This window comes from Aeromicrobium sp. MLTX1 (genome assembly GCF_046452335.1).
In the GTDB taxonomy this organism is placed as follows: domain Bacteria; phylum Actinomycetota; class Actinomycetes; order Propionibacteriales; family Nocardioidaceae; genus Aeromicrobium.
In genome coordinates this window covers 25,440-43,653 of the sequence record NZ_JBKFDN010000002.1, presented here as the reverse complement: position 1 = coordinate 43,653, position 18,214 = coordinate 25,440, and the positions used below count along the sequence as shown (strand labels likewise).

The window sequence follows — 18,214 nt, the reverse complement described above, 5'->3', positions numbered from 1 at the left end:
AAGCATCCTAGAAATGCGAGAATCGCCTGTGCAGTGACCTTCGCGCCCGTATCGTCGGCCCATGGCTGTCCCGGCGTCGTACCTGACAAGCACCAAGAATCTGGCCTCAATTTTCGAAGCACTCCGAAAAGCTCAAGTCCCTGACGCTTTCACGTACGAATTCCTGAAGCAGCTCGGCTACTCAAGTTCCAGTGACCGCCCGGTGATTCCGGTTCTCAAAGCTATTGGTTTTCTCGACAGCAGCGGACGGCCGACACCGCTTTACCGGGAGTATAAGGATCCGAAGTCCTCAAAGTCTGTCCTTGCACGTGCCCTCCGGAAGGGTTACTCGGACGTCTTCGCGATCGACGCAGAAGCATTCGAGCGGACCACCACCGAGCTGACAGGGATGTTCAGCAGATTGTCTGATAAAGGCGAGTCTGTGACGTCAAAGATGGCACTCACTTTCAAGTCCCTTTCCGACATGGCTGACTTTGACGCAGTAGCGGAACCAGTTCATACCTACCCCCGCGAGCCCGACACCACCGACCCAACTCCCGGACCGCCAAGCCCCGGCCTTGCCAACGACGGACACTCGCTAACCCTGCGCCACGACGTTCACATCCATCTCCCCTTGTCGACCGACGTCGCTGTGTACGACGCAATCTTCAAGAGCATCAAGGCGAACCTGTTGTGAGCGACATCGCGACTGAACTCGCCGGCTTCATGTTCCGGTCTCTGGCGCTGAACAAGGAAGCCGACGTTGAGCACACTCAAGACACGACTCTTAGCACGAGCGCAATCGACCATTTTTCAGACGAAGCTCGTCGTCAGGCCAGTTCGATGGGTCGCGTCTATGAGCTTCTCTACTGTCTTGAGAACTCGATCCGGGAAATGGTCGAGTCGTCTCTCAAGGAAGCGTTTGGTGCAGACAGCTGGTGGGTCGCTGGAGTACCTACCACTATCCGCCGTAGCGCGGAAAAGAGACAAGCAGACGACTTGAGGAACAGGTGGCACGGCCCGAGAGGTGATTCACTCCTGGCCTACGTGGATTTCCCCCAGTATGGCGAGATCATCATCGAGCAATGGGAGCACTTCGAAGCGCTTCTGGGTGACCAAGACTGGGTGACGTATTACTTCGCAGAACTGAATCGCACCCGCAGGGCGCTCGCGCACACAGGACAGTTGACCGAGGCCGACGAGGAGCGGATGGAAGTTCGCGTCCGTGACTGGCTCAGGACGGTCGGGTAGAACCGCCGAGTCTCCTCTCCAGAAGGACCAGGAATTCACGAGGACGGAAGAGCAGAGGCGAGTCCGTTCGTGCCTGACCGCGTGGATCGGGCTTCGGCCAACTGATCCATCCCTAACTCGCATCGACGGCGCATGCGGCAGGCATGGAGTGTCTAACCACACATGAACTCATGCGCCGACTTGGCTGATTCTCTCAGTAATAGCGTCTAGATCCCGGATCGCCTCGTTCAAGGCGTCGTCGGTAGGGAAGCGCACCATCCGGCCATGCACGATGTCATTCCGCAGTCGATTGAGTCGTCGGATGCGCTCGTACTCCTTCTCAGAAATGAAATCGGCTGCCCGCGCAGCCTCAGCAATTCGCCTGGTGATGGGATAACGCGGTGTTCCCTCGCCTGCTGGGAGCTTCTGGAGCAGCTGGGTTCCTGCCGCCTCGAACGAAGCCCAAGCAGTAATGAACGCCCCCACCAAACCTGCCTTCGAATAGTCGTCGTTAGTGGATCCGCCATGACGAAGTCGTCGCGCATGAGTCTTCGCGGCCCGGTATGCCTCGTAGGCTTCCGGGTCACCAGCGAGGAGCACATCGCTGATCTGGTCTGCAAGGGGCCTACGCTCGAAGTCCTCGTCGATCGACTCAAGCACAGGCTCTATGTCCTTTGGACGGTTCTTTCCCTTCCGCCTCAGGAAGTCGAAGAGCACGTCGATCGCGCCTAGACCCGACTCATTGATCGTTTTAACCTGCGCTTGGTTCCTCAGGTACTCAGCGAGGTCGAAGTGATTCCTGAATGGTGTCTCGGCTGCCGCAATCCGCGCGTCACCCGCACGGAGCAGTTCCTCAAGTGCGATCTCGCCAGACTGAACGAGACCATTCAACTGATCCAGGAGGGCGTACTCCGTCTCCGAAAGGCTTCCCTCGAGCGGCTTGTACACGAGGTCATGTTCAACCTCTGACCAAGCGTGCATGAGGACCGACGCCACCTGGATCTCAACCTGAGCACCGATGTACCTGGGGTCAGAGAGTAGCTGCGGCTGAATCGACCCTCTGTAATGCCGAGCACGGTAACCCGTGAACCGTGGTGACCCGGGCCGGTCCTGATCCTTGACCGGGAAGTCCTTTGGCAGAATGTCCTTGAAAAGCGTTCCGATGATTCGGTCAACTTCGTCCAGTTGACTAGGAAAGTAGAGCGCGATCCGCACACCAGCTCGGTCGACGATGTCCTTCTCGATGTCCTTCGACGACTTGTAACGCCTTGAATGATTTCGTTGTTCGAGCTTTTCTCGAAGCCTTTCAACCGATTTGGCCCTACTCGTCACGATCGCTCGGAGACCTGACCCATCAACCTCCTCTTCGATCAAGACGCGCGCCCTCGAGGCCAGCGCATCCCAGTAGTCGTACTCGCGCTCGTAGGCCCGGATGTACTGGTCGATGAGGTTCACGGCGACGGCTCCCTGAAACGATTCGGAACACCGTACGCTAGCGCGTCCAGCAGCCGCCCGATGCGCGTAACGCATACTTGATGCGTGGCTCTTCAAATTGCGCAGGACTCGGAAGCCGATCGTGTCCTGGATGAGTACCCGTTCGCCATTCTGATTGGGATGGCACTGGATCAGCAGTACGGGATGGAGCACGCCTTCCGCGGCGGCCTCAAGCTCCTTCAGCGTCTCGGAACGCTCGATCCGGAATCTATCGCGACCCTGAATCCCGAAACGTTCAAGGCCGCGTGCGCCGAGGCGCCGGCGATTCATCGCTTCCCTGGCTCAATGGCGGAGAAGATCCAGCGAATCGCCGCGATCGTCGAGGATCAGTACGACGGAGATGTCACCAAGCTCTGGTTGGAAGCTGCCGACGGCGAGGAATTGTTGAAGCGAGTCACCGCATTGCCCGGGTTCGGGCAACAGAAGGCGCGCATCTTCATCGCTCTCCTCGCTAAGCAGCTCAATGTACGGCCTTCCGGCTGGGAAGCGGTTGCTGGGGACTACGCGCTTGACGGCTGGCGATCCGTCGCTGACGTAGTTGACGCAGAGTCGCTCCAAAAGGTGCGCGATTACAAGAAGGCCAAGAAGGCCAAGGCGAAGTCTGCCGGTGCGTAAGTGGGGCCACCTTCGGCTTGTCCGACCTGACCCGCTTCGACCAGCAGATCGCGATGGAGGCGGCCTTCTCCGGGCCGGCAAAGATCCTCGAGCGCCGTCGGCACGCTGGAGCCGGCCGAGATCGCCACGCAGGATCCTGAGGGCTTCGAGGCCGTGTTCCGCCACACCCCCGCCGTGCACCGCTACCCCGGCTCGATGGCGGGGCGCGTGCAAACGCTCGCGGCGGCCGTGCGCGACGAGTGGGGCGGCGACGCCGCCGCGATCTGGACCCAGGGCTCCCCCGACGGCGCCGAGGTGCTCAAGCGACTCAAGGCGCTGCCCGGCTTCGGCGAGCAGAAGGCCAAGATCTTCCTGGCCCTGCTCGGCAAGCAGTACGGCTTCGACGGCGCCGGCTGGCGTGAGGCAGCCGGCGACTACGGCCAGCCGGGTCACCGCAGCGTCGCCGACATCACCAGCCCCGAGTCGCTGGCGAAGGTGCGCGAGTTCAAGCGCGAGCAGAAGGCGGCCGCCAAGGCCGCGAAGAGCCGCTGAGGCTCAGGCGTCCTCCGCGTCCGCGCCCAGCGCGGAACCCTCGAGCCACTCGTCCCACGAGCGGTTCCAGTCCGTCCATCCATTGGCCGGCTCGAGGCGCCGCGGGCTGCCGACGTAGCTGACGATGTCGCCGCGCTTGCTCTGCGCGAACACCCACGCGGCGTCCTTCGTGCTCATGCCGACGCAGCCGTGACTCACGTTGGCATTGCCCTGCGACGCCGCCGACCACGGGGCGGCGTGGAGGAACTCCCCCGAGTTCGTCACGCGCATCGCGTACTTGACGCCCTTGAGGTTGTAGTAGTTCGGGTCGTCGGAGTCCACGCCCGTCGTGGCCGCGTCCATGTCGATCGAGCGGTGCTTCTCCATGATGACCTTGATGCCGTTGCGGCTGCGGTGGTCGGCATCGCCGGTGGAGACCGGGATCGTCCGCCGGGCCTTGCCGTCGATCTTCACGGTCATCTGGTGGCGCCGGGTGTCGACGACGCTCACCACCGAGCGGCCCACCGTGAACTCCACGTGCTGGTCCTGCTGGCCGTAGATGCCGTTGCCGGCGTGCACGCTGTTGAGGCCGAGGTCGACCGTGACCTTCGTGCCGGGCTTCCAGAACTTCTTCGGCCGCCAGTGCGCCGTGTTGTCGCTCAGCCAGTACCAGCCACCGTCGGTGGCCGGCTGGGCGGTGACCTTCATCCGCTTCTCGAAGGCGGCCCGATCCTTGACCGCGATGTCGAAGCTGACGATGACGGGCATGCCGACGCCGACGGTCTCGCCCTGGAGCGGGGCCACGGCCGGGTAGGTCTGCTCGTCGAGGGTGAGGGCCCGCGTGGTGAACCGCGAGGTCTCGGTGACCTGCTGGCCGTCGTCGCCCGTGCCCGACGCGGTGAGGACGTACGTGGTGGCGGGCTCGAGGAGCTGCCCGGCGGTCCAGCGGACGCCGTGCACCTCGCCGGGGATCGTCGTCGAGCCGTCGGCGCTCGCGAGCTTCACGTCGGCCAGCTGGCCGTCGAAGCCGTCAACGGTGACCACCGAGTCGACGGGGACGTCCGCGGCGCCGTTCTCGACGCTCGCGGTGATCGTCAGCGGATCCTTCGCCTGCTCCTGCTCGGCGACGTCACTGCCGCCGCCGCTCGTGCACGACGACGTCAGGACCATCACGACCAGGGCACCGACGGCCCGCACTCCCCACCTGCTCACGCCTGGAAGTCTAGGCAATCGCACCCCACGCCCCGGACAGCGAAACGCCCCCGGTGTCGGAACACCGGGGGCGTGACGTGCGGGGATCGGGCTCAGTGAGCGTGGATCCCGCGGTAGTACTCGAAGATCCAGCCGCAGACGCAGATCGCGCCGAACGGCAGGGCCAGGATGAACATCCACCAGCCGAAGACGACGCCCAGGACCAGGAAGCCGAACGACATGGCGGCGAACAGCGGCCACCAGGAGAACGGCGGGAAGAAGCCGAGCTCGCCGGCACCCTCCGCGATCTCGCCGTCGAGACGGTCCTCGGGACGCTCGGGGATGGCCTTGGCCACGAACCACAGGTAGAAGCTGATCATGAAGAACAGCAGCATCGCCATGATGAGGGCGACCGTGCCGGTGACCTCGTGCGCCACGGCCCAGTAGACGGGCGTGACGATCACGAAGAAGATCGCGCAGCTGAAGAACAGCCAGAATTCCTTGCGCATCGATCACTCACCAGCCTTGGGGTTCTTGCCGCCGAGCGCCTCGCCACGACCCTCGAGGTCGGGGGTGTCGGCCAGCGGCTCGTTGGCGTCGGGGTTCTGGGCCATCTCGAGCTCCACCACGTCGGGGTGGTGCAGGTCGAACGCCGGGCTCTCCGAGCGGATCCGCGGCAGCGACACGAAGTTGTGACGCGGCGGCGGGCTGGAGGTGGCCCACTCGAGCGTGCGGCCCCAGCCCCACGGGTCGTCCTGGCGGACCAGGGGCGCCTTGCGGGACTTCCACACGTTGTAGATGAACGGCAGCGTGGAGGCACCGAGCAGGAACGCACCGATCGTGGAGATCTCGTTCAGGCGGGTGAAGCCGTCGCCGGGCAGGTAGTCGGCGTAGCGACGCGGGAAGCCCTCGACGCCCAGCCAGTGCTGCACCAGGAAGGTGAGGTGGAAGCCGACGAACAGCAGCCAGAAGTGGATCTTGCCCAGCTTCTCGTCGAGCATCCGGCCCGTGATCTTCGGCCACCAGTAGTAGTAGCCGGCGAACATCGCGAACACGACCGTGCCGAACACGACGTAGTGGAAGTGCGCCACGACGAAGTACGTGTCGGACAGGTGGAAGTCCAGGGCCGGCGAGGCCAGGACGATGCCGGTCAGACCACCGAAGAGGAAGGTCGTCAGGAAGCCCAGCGAGAACAGCAGGGGTGTGTCGAACGAGACGGACCCGCCCCACATCGTGCCGATCCAGTTGAAGAACTTCACGCCTGTCGGCACGCCGATCAACAACGTCATGAAGCTGAAGAACGCCAGGTTCACCGCTCCGGTGACGAACATGTGGTGGGCCCACACCGCGGCCGAGAGGACCGCGATCGCCAGCGTCGCGCCGACGAGGCCGACGTAGCCGAAGACCGGCTTGCGGCTGAAGACCGGCAGGACTTCGGTGATGATGCCGAAGAACGGCAGGGCGATGATGTAGACCTCTGGGTGGCCGAAGAACCAGAACAGGTGCTGGTACATGATCGGTCCGCCCGTGGAGGGGTCGAACACGTGCGCCCCGAGCATGCGGTCCGCGCCCAGCGCGAGCAGCGCCGCGGCGAACACCGGGAACACGATGATGATCAGGATGCTGGTGACCAGCGTGTTCCACACGAAGATCGGCATGCGGAACATGGTCATGCCGGGTGCGCGCATGCAGAAGATCGTGGTGATGAAGTTGACCGCGCCCAGGATCGTGCCCAGACCCGACATGTACAGGCCCATGACCCACAGGTCGCCACCGACGCCGGGGCTGTGGATCGAGTCCGACAGCGGCAGGTAGGCGAACCAGCCGAAGCTGGCCGCGCCGCCGGGGACGATGAAGCCCGAGACGGCGATCAGCGAGCCGAACAGGTACAGCCAGTAGCTGAACATGTTCAGTCGCGGGAACGCGACGTCGGGAGCACCGATCTGCAGCGGCATGATCATGTTGCCGAAGGCGAAGAACAGCGGCGTCGCGAACATCAGCAGCATGATCGTGCCGTGCATCGTGAACAGCTGGTTGTACGTCTCGTCGCCGACGAACTGGCCACCCGGGCGAGCGAGCTCGGCGCGGATGATGAGGGCCAGGATGCCACCGAAGATGAAGAAGAAGAACGTCGTCACGGCGTACATCTGACCGATGACCTTGTGGTCGGTGGTCGTCAGCAGCGTGAAGGCCTTCGTCCCGAGGGAGCGCTCCCGTGCGGGTCGGCGCGGTTCTGACGCGTCGAAGGTTGCGGTGGCCATCAGTCCTCCGGTTCGCTCTCGCCGCTGGCGTCCAGCCCGGCGACGGTGTCAGCTGTGGTCGAGCCACTGGGATCGCCGACCTGGCCGGCGGCCTCGAGCTCGGCGAGGTGGGCGCGGTACTCCTCGGGGGAGACGACCTTGACCTTGAACAGCATGCGGGTGTGGTAGACGCCGCAGAGCTCGGCGCAGCGACCCGTGAAGGTGCCCTCGCGGTTCGGCGTCATCGTGAATGAGTTGTTGCCGTCCTTGCCGGGGATGTTGCCCGGGACGACGTCCATCTTGAAGTAGAACTCGGGGACCCAGAAGGAGTGGATGACGTCCGGCGACAGGAGCTCGAACTTCACCGACTCGCCCTTGGGCAGCCACAGCTCGGGCAGGTTCGCGGTGTCGCCCTGGTCGAAGACCGACTCCCCACCGGGAGCGCCCTCGAGGTAGTTGAAGGTCCACTGCCACTTGCTGCCGACGACCTCGATCGTGTGATCGGGGTTCTCGACCTCCTCGAGCTGCGCGTTCTGCGACTCGACCGTGTGGAAGAAGAACACGGCGACGATGATCACCGGGGCGATCGTGTAGAGCGCCTCCAGCGGGAGGTTGTAGCGCACCTGGACCGGCGCGGGATCATCGGCGTTCTTGCGGCGGTAGCGGAGGGGCGCGTAGAGGATCATGCCGAACACCAGCAGGAACACCACGAGCACTGCGATCCACGTACCGAGCCACAGGTTCCACATGTAGATGGATCGGTCAGATCCGGCCACGGGGAGCGCGAGTCGGTTCAGGTCCGACTCGTCCAAGGGCGAGCAGCCGCCAAGCATGACAGCGGCCAGGGCGGTCAACGCCGCCAGTTTCATTCGACCCACGGAGCGCCTTTCTCAGAAGATCTCGACCACACAGGGTTTTGATGAACAGTAACGCAGGCGACCGGTCGCCCAGCGGGTTAGGTCAGCCTGACTTGACGACCGTGTCATGGGTGATCGACAGCGCCGTGCCGATCTCGTCGCAGGCCTCGTCGCCGTACGTCGAGCGCACCCGATCGAGGAACGCCGAGCGTTCCAGCACGTACTCCTGGGTGCCGATCGTCTCGACCACGCTGGCCGCGATCGTGCAGCCCACCTGGGCCGCGCGGTCGAGCGAGAGCCCGGCGGCGACGCCGGCCATGAAGCCCGCCCGGAAGCTGTCGCCGACGCCCGTCGGGTCGACGGCGGTGACGCCCTCGATGGCCCCGATCTGGTGGCGCGTGCCGTCGGCCTCGTGGACGACGCAGCCGTCCTTGCCGTGCGTGACGACGCGGACGCCCACGCGCTCGGCGATGTCGGCGTCGCTCCAGCCGGTCTTCTTGGCGATCAGGGCCGCCTCGTAGTCGTTGCTGAACAGGTACGCGGCGCCGTCGATCAGGTCGCGGATCAGCTCTCCCCCGGCCCAGGCCAGCTGCTGGGAGGGATCGGCGGCGAACGGGATGCCCAGCTCACGGGCGGTGCGCGTGTGCCGCAGCATGCCGTCGGGGTCGTCGGGGCCGATGAGGAGCAGGTCGATGGGGCGCTCGGCGTGCAGTGCGGCGATGTCGATCTCGCGCGCCTGGGCCATCGCGCCCGGGTAGAACGTCACGATCTGGGCGTGCGCCTCGTCGGTCGTGATGGTGCACAGCGCGGTGTGCAGCGTGGGCGACACCAGGACGCTCGAGCAGTCGACGCCCGACTCCTGGAGCCACTCGCGGTAGCCGAGGTCGAAGTCGCGGCCCACGGCGGCGACGAGCGTGGGGTGCAGCCCGAGGCTGCCGAGCCCGAAGGCGATGTTGGCGGCGCATCCGCCGCGGCGGACGTCGAGGTCCTCGACCAGGAACGAGACCGCCAGCTTGTCCAGCTGGTCGGGGACGAGCGAGTCGGAGAACTTGCCGGCGAAGGTCTGCAGGTGGTCGGTGGCTACCGACCCGGCGATGGCGAGGTGCACGGCCGCCACCATATGCGATCGGGGCACGCCGCCGGAAACCCCGGTGGCGTGCCCCGATCGACGTGGGCTGCTGGGCGACTCAGTGGAAGGAGTCACCGCAGGCGCAGGAGCCGGTGGCCATCGGGTTGTCGATGGTGAAGCCCTGCTTCTCGATGGTGTCGACGAAGTCGATCGTGGCGCCGTGGAGGTACGGCAGGCTCATGCGGTCGACGACGACGTTGACGCCGTCGAACTCGCGGATCTCGTCGCCGTCGAGCGTGCGCTCGTCGAAGAACAGCTGGTAGCGCAGGCCCGAGCAGCCACCGGGCTGCACGGCGATGCGCAGCGCGAGGTCGTCGCGGCCCTCCTGCTGCAGCAGGCTCTTGACCTTGCCGGCCGCGCCGTCGCTCAGGGTCACACCGTCGGCGGGCGTGGTCTCGGTGGTGGTCTGGTCCGTGGCGGTCATCGAGGCTCCTCGGTCTACGGATGGATCATGCCGTCAGGTGCAACACGGCGCGATCGGATTCGATTCCCATGGTACGCGGCGAATCGAAGTCGTCGAGCGGCGCGGGCCGCTCGCGCGCGCCGGATCAGGCCGACCAGGAGCGGGCGACGCGCTCGGCGAGGTCGGCCAGGTGCCGGTCGGGCTCGCGCAGCGCGGCCTCCTCGCCCACCCGGTCGACCATCCCGTAGGCCGACTCGACGCCCAGGGCGCGCATCTCACGGCTGCCGACGTCGACGCGGCCGGCCAGGACGACGCAGGGCGTGGCGTGCTCCATGGCGATCGAGGCGACGCCGTGCACGACCTTGCCCGCGCGGGAGGAGTAGTCGAACGCCCCCTCCCCCGAGATCACGAGGTCGGCGCCCGCCACGAGGTCGGCAAGGCCCGCCTCCCGGGCGACCAGGCCGATGCCCGACGTGACCTCGGCGCCGAGGACCAGCAGCGCGAACCCGAGGCCGCCGGCGGCACCGGCGCCCTTCTGGTCGGCGACGCGGCGCTCGGCCGGGGTGGAGCCGCACGCGGCCTCGACGAAGCGGTCGAGGCGGTGGTCGACGGTGATCACCTGCTCGTCAGTGAGGCCCTTCTGGGGGCCGAAGGTGCGTGCCGCGCCGAACATCCCGAGCAGGGTCGTCTCGACGTCGGCGGCGACCACGAGCTCGATCCCCTCGAGACGGGCCCGCGCCGGAGCCAGGTCGACCCCGGTCACGCCGTCCAGTCCGGCAGGGCCGGCGTCCAGGGGGACGTCGGAGGTGGCGCCGAGGACCGCGAGGAGTCCCGCTCCCCCGTCGCTGGTGGCGCTGCCGCCGAGCCCCACGACGATCCGCCGCGCTCCCCCGTCGACGGCCGCGGCGATCGCCCGTCCGACGCCGACGGTGGTGGCGTCCATCGGGCGCCGCTCGGACACCAGGTGCAGCCCGCACGCCTGCGCGGACTCCAGGTAGACGGTGTCGCCGGCGACCAGCAGGCCGACCGGCGCCGGCTCGCCCAGCGGGCCCGGCACGGTGACGACCTCGAGGCGCGCGTCGGCGCCGAACGCTCCCTGGAGGGCGTCGAGGAAGCCAGGTCCGCCGTCGGCCATGGGCGCCTCGACGAGCTCGTCGCCGGGCGCGGTGCGGCGCCACCCCTCGGCGATGGCCCGCGCGGCCTGGGGTGCGGTCAGGGTGCCGGCGAACTTGTCCGGGGCGACGACGATGCGCACGTCAGGCCGAGGCGGCCTTCTCGGCCGCGGCGAGCAGCACGCACGTGGCCAGACCCTCCATCGCGAGCGTCAGCTCCTGCAGCGGCGGGAACGAGGGCGCGATGCGGATGTTGCGGTCGCGCGGGTCCTTGCCGTACGGGAACGAGGCGCCGGCGGGCGTGAGCGAGATGCCGGCCTCCTTCGCCAGCTGCACGACGCGCGACGCGGTGCCGTCGACGACGTCGAGGCTGACGAAGTAGCCGCCCTTCGGGGTGGTCCAGGTGGCGACCTCGTGCGGACCGAGGCGCTCGGAGAGGATCCGCAGCACGGTGTCGAACTTCGGCGCCAGGATCTCGCGGTGGCGTGCCATCAGGTCGAGCACGCCCTGCGGGCTGCCGAGGAACTGCGCGTGGCGCAGCTGGTTGACCTTGTCGGGGCCGATCGTGCGGATGGCGGTGTGCGACAGGTACCAGGCGACGTTGTCGGGCGAGCCCGCGAGGAAGCTGACGCCCGAGCCGGCCAGCGTGATCTTCGAGGTGGACGCGAACATCAGCGGGCGGTCGGGGTGCCCGGCGGCCGAGCAGAGGCCCAGGATGTCGGCCGACTTCGCGTGCTCCTCGGTGAGGTCGTGCACGGCGTAGGCGTTGTCCCAGTAGATGCGGAAGTCGTCGGCGGCGGTGTCCAGCGACGCCAGCTCGGCGGCGACCTGCTCGCTCACGACCGCGCCGGTGGGGTTGGAGTACGTGGGCACGATCCAGATGCCCTTGACCGCGGGGTCGGCGACGTGGGCGCGCACGGCCTCCATGTCGGGACCGTCCTCGCGCATCCCGACCGGGATCATCTCGATGCCGAGGTGCTCGCAGATCGCGAAGTGGCGGTCGTACCCGGGCGCGGGGGCCAGGAACTTGACCGGGCCGTCCTTCCACGGGGCCGATCCGCCGGGGACGCCGTGCAGCATCGCGAACACGATCGAGTCGTGCATCATCGACAGGCTCGCGTTGTTGCCGGCGAGGAGCTGGCCGACCGGAACGCCGAGCAGCTCGGCGAAGATCTCGCGCAGCTCGGCCAGGCCCGTGCCGCCGCCGTAGTTGCGGACGTCGACGCCGCCGGACACGTGATCCTCGATCGGCGTCGTCAGCAGGCCCTCGGAGAGGTCGAGCTGGTCCGAGGACGGCTTGCCGCGCGTGATGTCGAGCTTCAGGCCGGCCTGCTGGAGGTCGGCGTAGGCCTGCTGCTGCTCGGCCAGGAAGGCGTCGAGCTGGTCACGGGAGAGGGAGTCGAGGGTCACGGACCCAAGGTATCGCGCAGCACCGTCGGGCCCGCTCCGGCATCGCGGCCCGCTCGGGCTGCCCTACCATCAGGGCCATGACGGGGGACGAGGGCGGACGCGTGCGCCGGTGGCTGCGCCAGCTGAGCCGCACGATGACGCTGCGCCAGGTGCTCGCCGCGGGCGCCACCGTGGTCGTCCTGGCCTCGGGACTCTTCGGCGGGCTCGCCACCGCGAGGACCGCCGGACCCACCGAGATCAAGGCCGGCCAGACGTTCCACGCCGAGCCCTTCGACATCACCGTCGACCGGCTGCGGTGGTCGGACGACCTGGGCCTCGACGAGGAGGTCCGCGGACGCTACCTCGTGGCCGTCGCGACGGTGGAGAACACCTCGGACCACCCCGTCTACACCAGCACCATCCGCGACTCCGTGCGACTGACGGGACTCGAGGGCTTCTACACGGGACCGCTCGGTGACGAGACCGGGCCGAGCGACGACGCCGCCCCGCAGGTGCTCGTGCTGGCCGACGCCACCGCTCTCACGGCCGTCGCCCCGGGCCTGGAGTACGAGGTCGCCTTCGTGTGGGAGCAGGCCGCGTCCGAGCCGCTGCCGACCGAGGCCACCGTGGCCGTCTCGGCCTGGACCTGGCGCCGCAGCTCGCTCGACGACCAGCTCATGTGGTTCGACCCCACGGTCACCCACGCGGGCACGCTCGCGGTCTCGCAGGGGCGCGAGTCGTGAGCCGGCTGGGCCTGCGCCGGCCGCCCGCGACGGCCGGCGTCCTCATCGTGCTCGCGCTCGTCCTCGGCCAGTGGCTGCACCAGCAGCTGCCCGAGCGCGCCGAGTCCTCACGCCCCTTCGAGGAGCCGGTCGCCGTCGGCGGCACGGCCGCGCTGCGCACCGGCGACCTCGAGGTGCTGTCGGTCGACGGCGCGACCTCGGTGGCGCCCGCCGGCGGCACGACCATGGTCTCCCCCGGCGTCTTCGTCGCGGTCGAGCTGGCCTGGACGCCGCGCGGCGAGTCCTCCGACCTCACGTACGCCGCCCTGCGGGACAACGCCGGACGCGAGCTGCCGTTCTTCGGCACCAGCGGCCGCAGCTCCGTCTCCTGCACCGGCCTGATGGTCGACCGTCCCGCCCGCTGCGTCGCCGTCGTCGAGGCCGACCCGGCGAGCGTTCCCGGTGCCTCCGTGGCACTGGCACCGCTCGGCATCGACGAGCGCTGGGACTCGATGGCCGTGGTGGACCTCGGCGTCGACGCGAGCGACGTCGCGCGCTGGCAGCAGCGGAGCGAGCCGCTCGAGCTGCCCGCCCCGCGCGAGATGATCCGGACGGAGGCGTCGTGACCAGCACGATCGAGCACCGCCGCACGTGGTGGCAGCGCAACCGCTGGGGTCTCGTGGCCCTGCCGCTGGCCCTCGTCCTCGCGCTGGCCGCCGGCAGCTCGCGGCTCCAGGACTACTGGTGGGCGAAGGGCTTCCACTCCCCCGCACCCGTCGAGTCCTCGCAGGCGCACCTCGTCGACGAGTACGACGACGGACACCTGCGCTACCCGATCGAGGCGCGCTACGCGCTGGACACGTTCGAGCCGGCCGACGACGTCACTCTCATCGGTGGCGACCCGCTCCCCGACGGCGTGCGCGCCTGGCGGCTGCGGCTCGACGTCAGCGCCGATCCCGACGTCTCCCTCGTCGGCTGCACCGTCGCGGTGGTCGACGCCGCCGGCAACCTGCACGGCGAGTCGGACTCGGGGCTGCCGGTGGACGGCGCACGGTTCTCCAGCTGCGTCCCGAACGCGACGCCGGGCCCGCAGGCGGAGCTCGGAAGCACCGCCCCGCCCCGGCTGCGCGAGGGCGACGAGCCGCGTCTGGCCGCCTTCACCACCGAGACGCTGTTCGTGCTGCCCGCGGAGGCCGAGCCCACCGCGGTGCGGCTCTGGTACTTCCTGCCGCGCTACGTCGAGCTGCCGGTGGACGGCTCCGCCGCCTGATTCGGCTGCGCCCAGCGCCGCTGGTTCGACAGGATCCGCCCGATCGCCGCGGCGAGCAGTCCGGCGAGGACGACGTACTCGACGCCCGACGAGACGATGTCGAGCCACGGCGAGAACGCCAGCGCGGTGTCCCGGTCGCGGGGGCCGAGGGCCGCGCGCCAGACCTCGCTCGCCAGCGCGTTGGCCTGGTCGGCGATGACGAAGACGAGGCAGAACATCACCATCGGAACGAGTCCGCCGAGCGCCAGCACCCGGAACCCGTCGCGCAGGCCGCTGAACCGGCCGCGGAAGCCCGAGGTCGCCTCGCCCGCCCAGCGCTTGACGACGGCCGGGGTGCGCGACCCGACGACGGCCAGCGGGCGCACGCGCGAGAGGCGCGAGGGGCGCTCGCGCGGCGCCGGCGGGGCGATGCTGCGGCCGAAGACGACGGCCGCCACCGTGAGCCACGCGAGCGGCACGAGCACGACGTCGTCGGCATTGTCGATGAACGTGCCGATCCAGCCCACGACCGTGGCGACGGGGTCGCCGATCGGGCCGAGGAACTCCAGGAGGTCGGCCCACGTGTCCTGGACCCAGTGGACGAAGCGCCGGTCGGCCACCCACGCCCAGAGGCGGTCCTGGTAGGCCGCGAAGGACACGCCGAGCGTGACGATCCACAGCGTCTCGACGTAGGCGGCGCCGAAGGCGAGGGCGCGGCTGCGCGCCGGGAGGTTGAAGCGGTCGAAGAGGAACCGCAGCACGAGCGCCAGCACGACGATGGCGACAAGCAGCCAGCCGGTGGCGATGGCGGTGCGGTCGATGTCGGCCGCCTCGCCGTAGAAGGATCCCGCGCTGCCGTACAGCTCGTCGTAGGTGGCCTCGTTGACGTACGCGCGCACGTCCTCCTTGAGCAGTCCCTGCGCCGCGTAGACCGTGAGGAACGGCAGCAGCGCGCCGGCGAGCACGCCGAGCCAGCCGTCGGTGCGGGGCCCGGTGCCGGCCTCAGGTGCCGAGGTGTCGGCGACCAGGCCGGTGACCGACGACGAGACGACCAGGAGCATGACGATGATCGCCACCAGGGTGGACAGCGGCGCCAGCGGCACGATCAGGCCGGCGAGCGTGGAGTGGCTCTCGCTGAGCACGACGGCGAGCCACAGGAAGCCCCACCGTCCGGCTGCGCCGACCAGGTAGATCGTCGCCAGCACCGGCCAGTGCGCGCCGACCAGCCGGAATCCCTGCCACACCACGACGATCGCGTCGCGCAGCACCCGGCTCAGCTCCCCCATGGGCGCTGAGTCTAGACCGACTGCGTCACAGTCCCGGGGCGCCCCAGATGGCGAGCCAGCGGCCGAGGTCGGCCTCGATCGGCACGTCGTTCTCCACGAGCGCACGCATCCGGAGCTCGGTGGGGTTGTCGCGGCGCCGGGCGGCCGTGGGGTCGGGGACGAACGGGTAGAACGTGCCTCGCTTGAACAGGTAGACCAGCGCCGAGCGGTGGCCCTCGTGCTCGAAGACGACCGTGGAGCACAGCATCGACGCGTCGAAGCCCTGCGCGGCCATCGTGGAGTTCACCGCGTGCAGGTCGGTGACCAGCCCCGAGACGTCGCCCGTCGGGCGGATGACCTCGAGCCACGTGAACCCGAACTCGTCATGGTGCATCTCGACCGTGGCCGTGGGATCGGTGCGGATCATCTCCTGCGCCGACGCGATGACCTCGTCGTCGGCGCGGCCCTCGGCGTCGCGGAAGCAGACCGCGCCGTGGCCGCTGAACGCGAAGCCCTCGGCCTCGAGCGTGAGCGCCGCCTGGGGCACCGAGAACAGGACGTCGAGGTTGGCCTTCGGCGGCTTGCTGCGGCCGAGGATCCCGTCGAGGAAGCCCACGCTCAGCGCCGCTCGGTGAGGTCGGCGCCGATGCGGGCGAGCTGGTCGAGGCGCGTCTGCAGCGGCGGGTGCGTGGAGAACAGCGCCTGCGCCGCGTCGCCCTTGAGCGCCGGCGCGATGAAGAAGGCGTTCATCGACTGCGCCTCGCGCAGGTCGGACGTGGGGATGCGGCCCATGTCGCCGGAGATCTTGACCAGCGCCGACGCCAGCTTGGACGGCCGGCCGGTGAGGTAGGACCCCGACCGGTCGGCGCTCAGCTCGCGGTAGCGCGACAGCGCCCGCGTCAGGAAGAAGCTGACGGCGGTGACGACGAGGCTCACCAGGACCACGACGATCATCGCGGGGCCGCTGTTCTTGTCGCGGCTGCCGCCGCCGAACCACATCCCCCAGCGGGTGAGGAAGCCCGCGAGCAGGCCGAGCGACGAGGCGACGGTCATGACCGAGACGTCGCGGTTGGCCACGTGCGCGAGCTCGTGGGCCAGGACGCCCTCGAGCTCGTCGGCGTCGAGCCGCTGCATGATGCCGGTGGTGACGCACACCGCCGAGTGGTTCGGCGAGCGCCCCGTGGCGAAGGCGTTGGGCATGTCGGTGACCGCGACGGCCACGCGGGGCTTGGGCATGTCGGCCAGCGCGACCAGCCGGTCGATCATCGCGTGGAGCTCGGGGGCCTGCTCGGGCGTGACGACGTGCGCGCCCATCGACTTCAGCGCGAGCGAGTCCGAGAAGTACCACTGGCCCCACGCCATGCCGAGCGTGATGATGACGGCGACCCACAGGCTGCCGGCGACCGAGATCAGCATCGCGCCGAACAGCACGTAGAGCAGAACCAGTCCCAGGCCGACCCCGCCCATGCGCAGGGTCAGCCCCCGGTCACTGCGAAATCTGGTGCGGGCCATGTCCGTCTCCCTCCACGGCGCGCGGCTCGGGATCGACCGAGCCGAGGGCCTCGTCGAAGCGCCGCAGCAGCGCCTCGTCCTGCGACTCACCCGGGCGGGTGAGGATGCCTTCGTTCATGAGCTCGTCCACGGCGTCGGCCGTGGCCTCGAGCTCGCGGGTGTGCCGCTCGGCGTCGGCCATGACGCGGCCGACCTCGCCGGCGGCGGCGCCGATGCCGGCCGTGGCGCCCTGGATCTCGGTGCGCGCCTGGGCCGCCGAGTAGCGGGCGGCCAGCGTGTCCTTGCGGACGCGGAAGTCCTCGATCTGGCGCTCGATGCCCGCCGCCGAGCTGATCAGCTGCTGCTCCTCGGAGCGCAGCTGGGAGCGACGGTCGTCGAGCTCGGTGGCGGCCTTCTCCAGCGCGACCTGGCGCTCCAGGGCCAGGCGGGCGGAGGCGTCGTCGCCGCGGTCGACCGCGGCCTTGGCCTCGGCGCCCGCGGAGTCGATCTCGCGGCGCAGCGACGCCAGCTGGATCTCGACGCGCTTGCGGCTGGTGGCGACGTCGGCCACGCCACGGCGCACCTGGGCCAGCAGTCGCGACTGGGTGCGATAGGCCTCGTCGAGGCGCTCGCGCACCTCCTCGGGATCGGCTCCGGCGTCCTTCGCGGTGTGCGAACGGAACAGCCGCTTCGTCCGTGTCCAGAACCCGCCCTCAGCCATGGCACCACCCTAGCCGTGCACACCAGCACGAGGCCTCGCCTTGTAGGGTCGTTCGCGTGAACGACGCACCCGAAGGCACCCCCCAGCGCAAGGGTGGACCGACCCGCAGCCGCAAGGAGGCCGAGGCGGCTCGCCGGCAGCAGATGAAGCGACCGCTGACCCGCCGTGAGCAGGCCGAGCGCGAGCGCCGTCGCCGCTCCGCGGCCCGTGACAAGCAGCGCGAGGCGCTCATGGGCACGGGCTCCACCGCCGACCTGCCGCCCCGCGACCGCGGGCCCGCGAAGGCCCTCGCCCGCGACGCGGTCGACCGTCGCCGCACCGTCGCCGAGTTCATGCTCCCCCTGCTCGTCGTGATCCTCGTGCTCAGCTTCTTCCCCGCGATGGCGTCGATCGTCTTCTCGCTGTGGACCGTCACGATCTTCGCCACGATCATCGACGAGATCTGGCTGGTCGCCACGATCAAGCGCGAGCTCAAGAAGCGCTTCACCAAGGCCGAGAGCCGCGGCGCGGTGCTCTACGCGGTGCTGCGCAGCACGCAGCTGCGCCGGATGCGTCTGCCGAAGCCGGCCATCGAGATCGGCCAGCCGCTGCGCGAGCAGTACTGACGGTCGCCGCCC

Annotated in this window: 21 protein-coding genes; 8 read left to right on the top strand and 13 right to left on the bottom strand. The window is 68.7% G+C overall.

Going from position 1 to position 18,214, the window contains the following annotated elements:
* Positions 1–61 precede the first annotated feature (61 nt).
* Both ACK99Q_RS10680 and ACK99Q_RS10675 read left to right on the top strand, forming a co-directional pair.
* Positions 62–676, top strand: coding sequence for a DUF5343 domain-containing protein (locus ACK99Q_RS10680; RefSeq protein ID WP_410186131.1), 615 nt, complete (start codon positions 62–64; stop codon positions 674–676).
* Positions 673–1,230: a Swt1 family HEPN domain-containing protein gene (locus ACK99Q_RS10675; RefSeq protein WP_410186130.1), complete on the top strand. Its 558-nt coding sequence runs from the start codon at positions 673–675 to the stop codon at positions 1,228–1,230. Before ACK99Q_RS10680 ends, ACK99Q_RS10675 begins: the two co-directional genes overlap by 4 nt.
* Positions 1,231–1,398: 168 nt before the next feature.
* Here ACK99Q_RS10675 and ACK99Q_RS10670 read toward each other — a convergent pair whose 3' ends face one another.
* Positions 1,399–2,664 (bottom strand): GTP pyrophosphokinase family protein, encoded by a 1,266-nt coding sequence (locus tag ACK99Q_RS10670; RefSeq protein ID WP_410186129.1) that lies wholly within the window; start codon positions 2,662–2,664, stop codon positions 1,399–1,401.
* An 84-nt stretch (positions 2,665–2,748) separates the two neighbouring features.
* On the opposite strand from ACK99Q_RS10670, the gene ACK99Q_RS10665 reads away from it, so the two are divergent.
* Together ACK99Q_RS10665 and ACK99Q_RS10660 are read left to right on the top strand one after the other, a co-directional pair.
* Positions 2,749–3,318 carry an HhH-GPD-type base excision DNA repair protein gene (locus tag ACK99Q_RS10665; RefSeq protein ID WP_410186128.1) on the top strand — a complete coding sequence of 190 codons (570 nt, stop codon included), beginning with the start codon at positions 2,749–2,751 and terminating at the stop codon, positions 3,316–3,318.
* A 105-nt stretch (positions 3,319–3,423) separates the two neighbouring features.
* On the top strand, positions 3,424–3,849 hold the full coding sequence (locus ACK99Q_RS10660; protein WP_410186985.1) for an HhH-GPD-type base excision DNA repair protein: 426 nt from the start codon (positions 3,424–3,426) through the stop codon (positions 3,847–3,849).
* Positions 3,850–3,852: 3 nt separating this feature from the next.
* Here the strand turns inward: ACK99Q_RS10660 and ACK99Q_RS10655 are convergent, their stop codons facing one another.
* The 8 genes from ACK99Q_RS10655 to ACK99Q_RS10620 form a co-directional block, all read right to left on the bottom strand.
* Positions 3,853–5,040 carry an Ig-like domain-containing protein gene (locus tag ACK99Q_RS10655; RefSeq protein WP_410186127.1) on the bottom strand — a complete coding sequence of 396 codons (1,188 nt, stop codon included), beginning with the start codon at positions 5,038–5,040 and terminating at the stop codon, positions 3,853–3,855.
* Between the two features lie 92 nt (positions 5,041–5,132).
* Positions 5,133–5,528 (bottom strand): cytochrome c oxidase subunit 4, encoded by a 396-nt coding sequence (locus tag ACK99Q_RS10650; RefSeq protein ID WP_179424065.1) that lies wholly within the window; start codon positions 5,526–5,528, stop codon positions 5,133–5,135.
* Between the two features lie 3 nt (positions 5,529–5,531).
* Entirely contained in the window at positions 5,532–7,280 is a 1,749-nt protein-coding gene (gene ctaD / locus ACK99Q_RS10645; protein WP_410186126.1) for a cytochrome c oxidase subunit I, read from the bottom strand.
* Entirely contained in the window at positions 7,280–8,008 is a 729-nt protein-coding gene (coxB, locus tag ACK99Q_RS10640; RefSeq protein ID WP_410186125.1) for a cytochrome c oxidase subunit II, read from the bottom strand. Before coxB ends, ctaD begins: the two co-directional genes overlap by 1 nt.
* Positions 8,009–8,219: 211 nt before the next feature.
* Positions 8,220–9,224 (bottom strand): carbohydrate kinase family protein, encoded by a 1,005-nt coding sequence (locus ACK99Q_RS10635; RefSeq protein WP_179424063.1) that lies wholly within the window; start codon positions 9,222–9,224, stop codon positions 8,220–8,222.
* A 79-nt stretch (positions 9,225–9,303) separates the two neighbouring features.
* Positions 9,304–9,669 (bottom strand): HesB/IscA family protein, encoded by a 366-nt coding sequence (locus tag ACK99Q_RS10630; RefSeq protein WP_179424062.1) that lies wholly within the window; start codon positions 9,667–9,669, stop codon positions 9,304–9,306.
* A 124-nt stretch (positions 9,670–9,793) separates the two neighbouring features.
* Entirely contained in the window at positions 9,794–10,903 is a 1,110-nt protein-coding gene (locus ACK99Q_RS10625; protein ID WP_410186124.1) for a glycerate kinase, read from the bottom strand.
* Between the two features lies 1 nt (position 10,904).
* The gene (locus tag ACK99Q_RS10620; RefSeq protein ID WP_410186123.1) at positions 10,905–12,170 is read right to left on the bottom strand and encodes an aminotransferase class I/II-fold pyridoxal phosphate-dependent enzyme; all 1,266 of its coding nucleotides are present in this window, start codon (positions 12,168–12,170) and stop codon (positions 10,905–10,907) included.
* Positions 12,171–12,247: 77 nt separating this feature from the next.
* Here ACK99Q_RS10620 and ACK99Q_RS10615 point away from each other — a divergent pair, with 77 nt between their 5' ends.
* From ACK99Q_RS10615 to ACK99Q_RS10605, 3 genes are read left to right on the top strand one after another with little or no spacing between them, the layout of a single operon-like run.
* A complete protein-coding gene (locus ACK99Q_RS10615) occupies positions 12,248–12,892 on the top strand; it encodes a hypothetical protein (RefSeq protein WP_410186122.1) in 645 nt (214 codons plus the stop codon).
* Positions 12,889–13,497 carry a hypothetical protein gene (locus ACK99Q_RS10610; RefSeq protein WP_410186121.1) on the top strand — a complete coding sequence of 203 codons (609 nt, stop codon included), beginning with the start codon at positions 12,889–12,891 and terminating at the stop codon, positions 13,495–13,497. Before ACK99Q_RS10615 ends, ACK99Q_RS10610 begins: the two co-directional genes overlap by 4 nt.
* A complete protein-coding gene (locus tag ACK99Q_RS10605; protein ID WP_410186120.1) occupies positions 13,494–14,141 on the top strand; it encodes a hypothetical protein in 648 nt (215 codons plus the stop codon). The genes ACK99Q_RS10610 and ACK99Q_RS10605 overlap by 4 nt, the downstream gene beginning before the upstream one ends.
* Here the strand turns inward: ACK99Q_RS10605 and ACK99Q_RS10600 are convergent.
* The 4 genes from ACK99Q_RS10600 to ACK99Q_RS10585 are packed head-to-tail and all read right to left on the bottom strand — an operon-like array spanning position 14,105 to position 17,597.
* The gene (locus ACK99Q_RS10600; protein ID WP_410186119.1) at positions 14,105–15,406 is read right to left on the bottom strand and encodes a hypothetical protein; all 1,302 of its coding nucleotides are present in this window, start codon (positions 15,404–15,406) and stop codon (positions 14,105–14,107) included. The genes ACK99Q_RS10605 and ACK99Q_RS10600 overlap by 37 nt on opposite strands.
* Positions 15,407–15,431: 25 nt before the next feature.
* Positions 15,432–16,001, bottom strand: coding sequence for a PspA-associated protein PspAB (pspAB, locus tag ACK99Q_RS10595; protein WP_410186118.1), 570 nt, complete (start codon positions 15,999–16,001; stop codon positions 15,432–15,434).
* Positions 16,002–16,003: 2 nt separating this feature from the next.
* On the bottom strand, positions 16,004–16,897 hold the full coding sequence (gene htpX / locus ACK99Q_RS10590; RefSeq protein ID WP_410186117.1) for a zinc metalloprotease HtpX: 894 nt from the start codon (positions 16,895–16,897) through the stop codon (positions 16,004–16,006).
* The gene (locus ACK99Q_RS10585) at positions 16,872–17,597 is read right to left on the bottom strand and encodes a PspA/IM30 family protein (RefSeq protein ID WP_410186116.1); all 726 of its coding nucleotides are present in this window, start codon (positions 17,595–17,597) and stop codon (positions 16,872–16,874) included. Before ACK99Q_RS10585 ends, htpX begins: the two co-directional genes overlap by 26 nt.
* Before the next feature lie 56 nt (positions 17,598–17,653).
* Here ACK99Q_RS10585 and ACK99Q_RS10580 point away from each other — a divergent pair, with 56 nt between their 5' ends.
* The gene (locus ACK99Q_RS10580; protein WP_410186115.1) at positions 17,654–18,202 is read left to right on the top strand and encodes a DUF3043 domain-containing protein; all 549 of its coding nucleotides are present in this window, start codon (positions 17,654–17,656) and stop codon (positions 18,200–18,202) included.
* Positions 18,203–18,214: the final 12 nt, after the last annotated feature.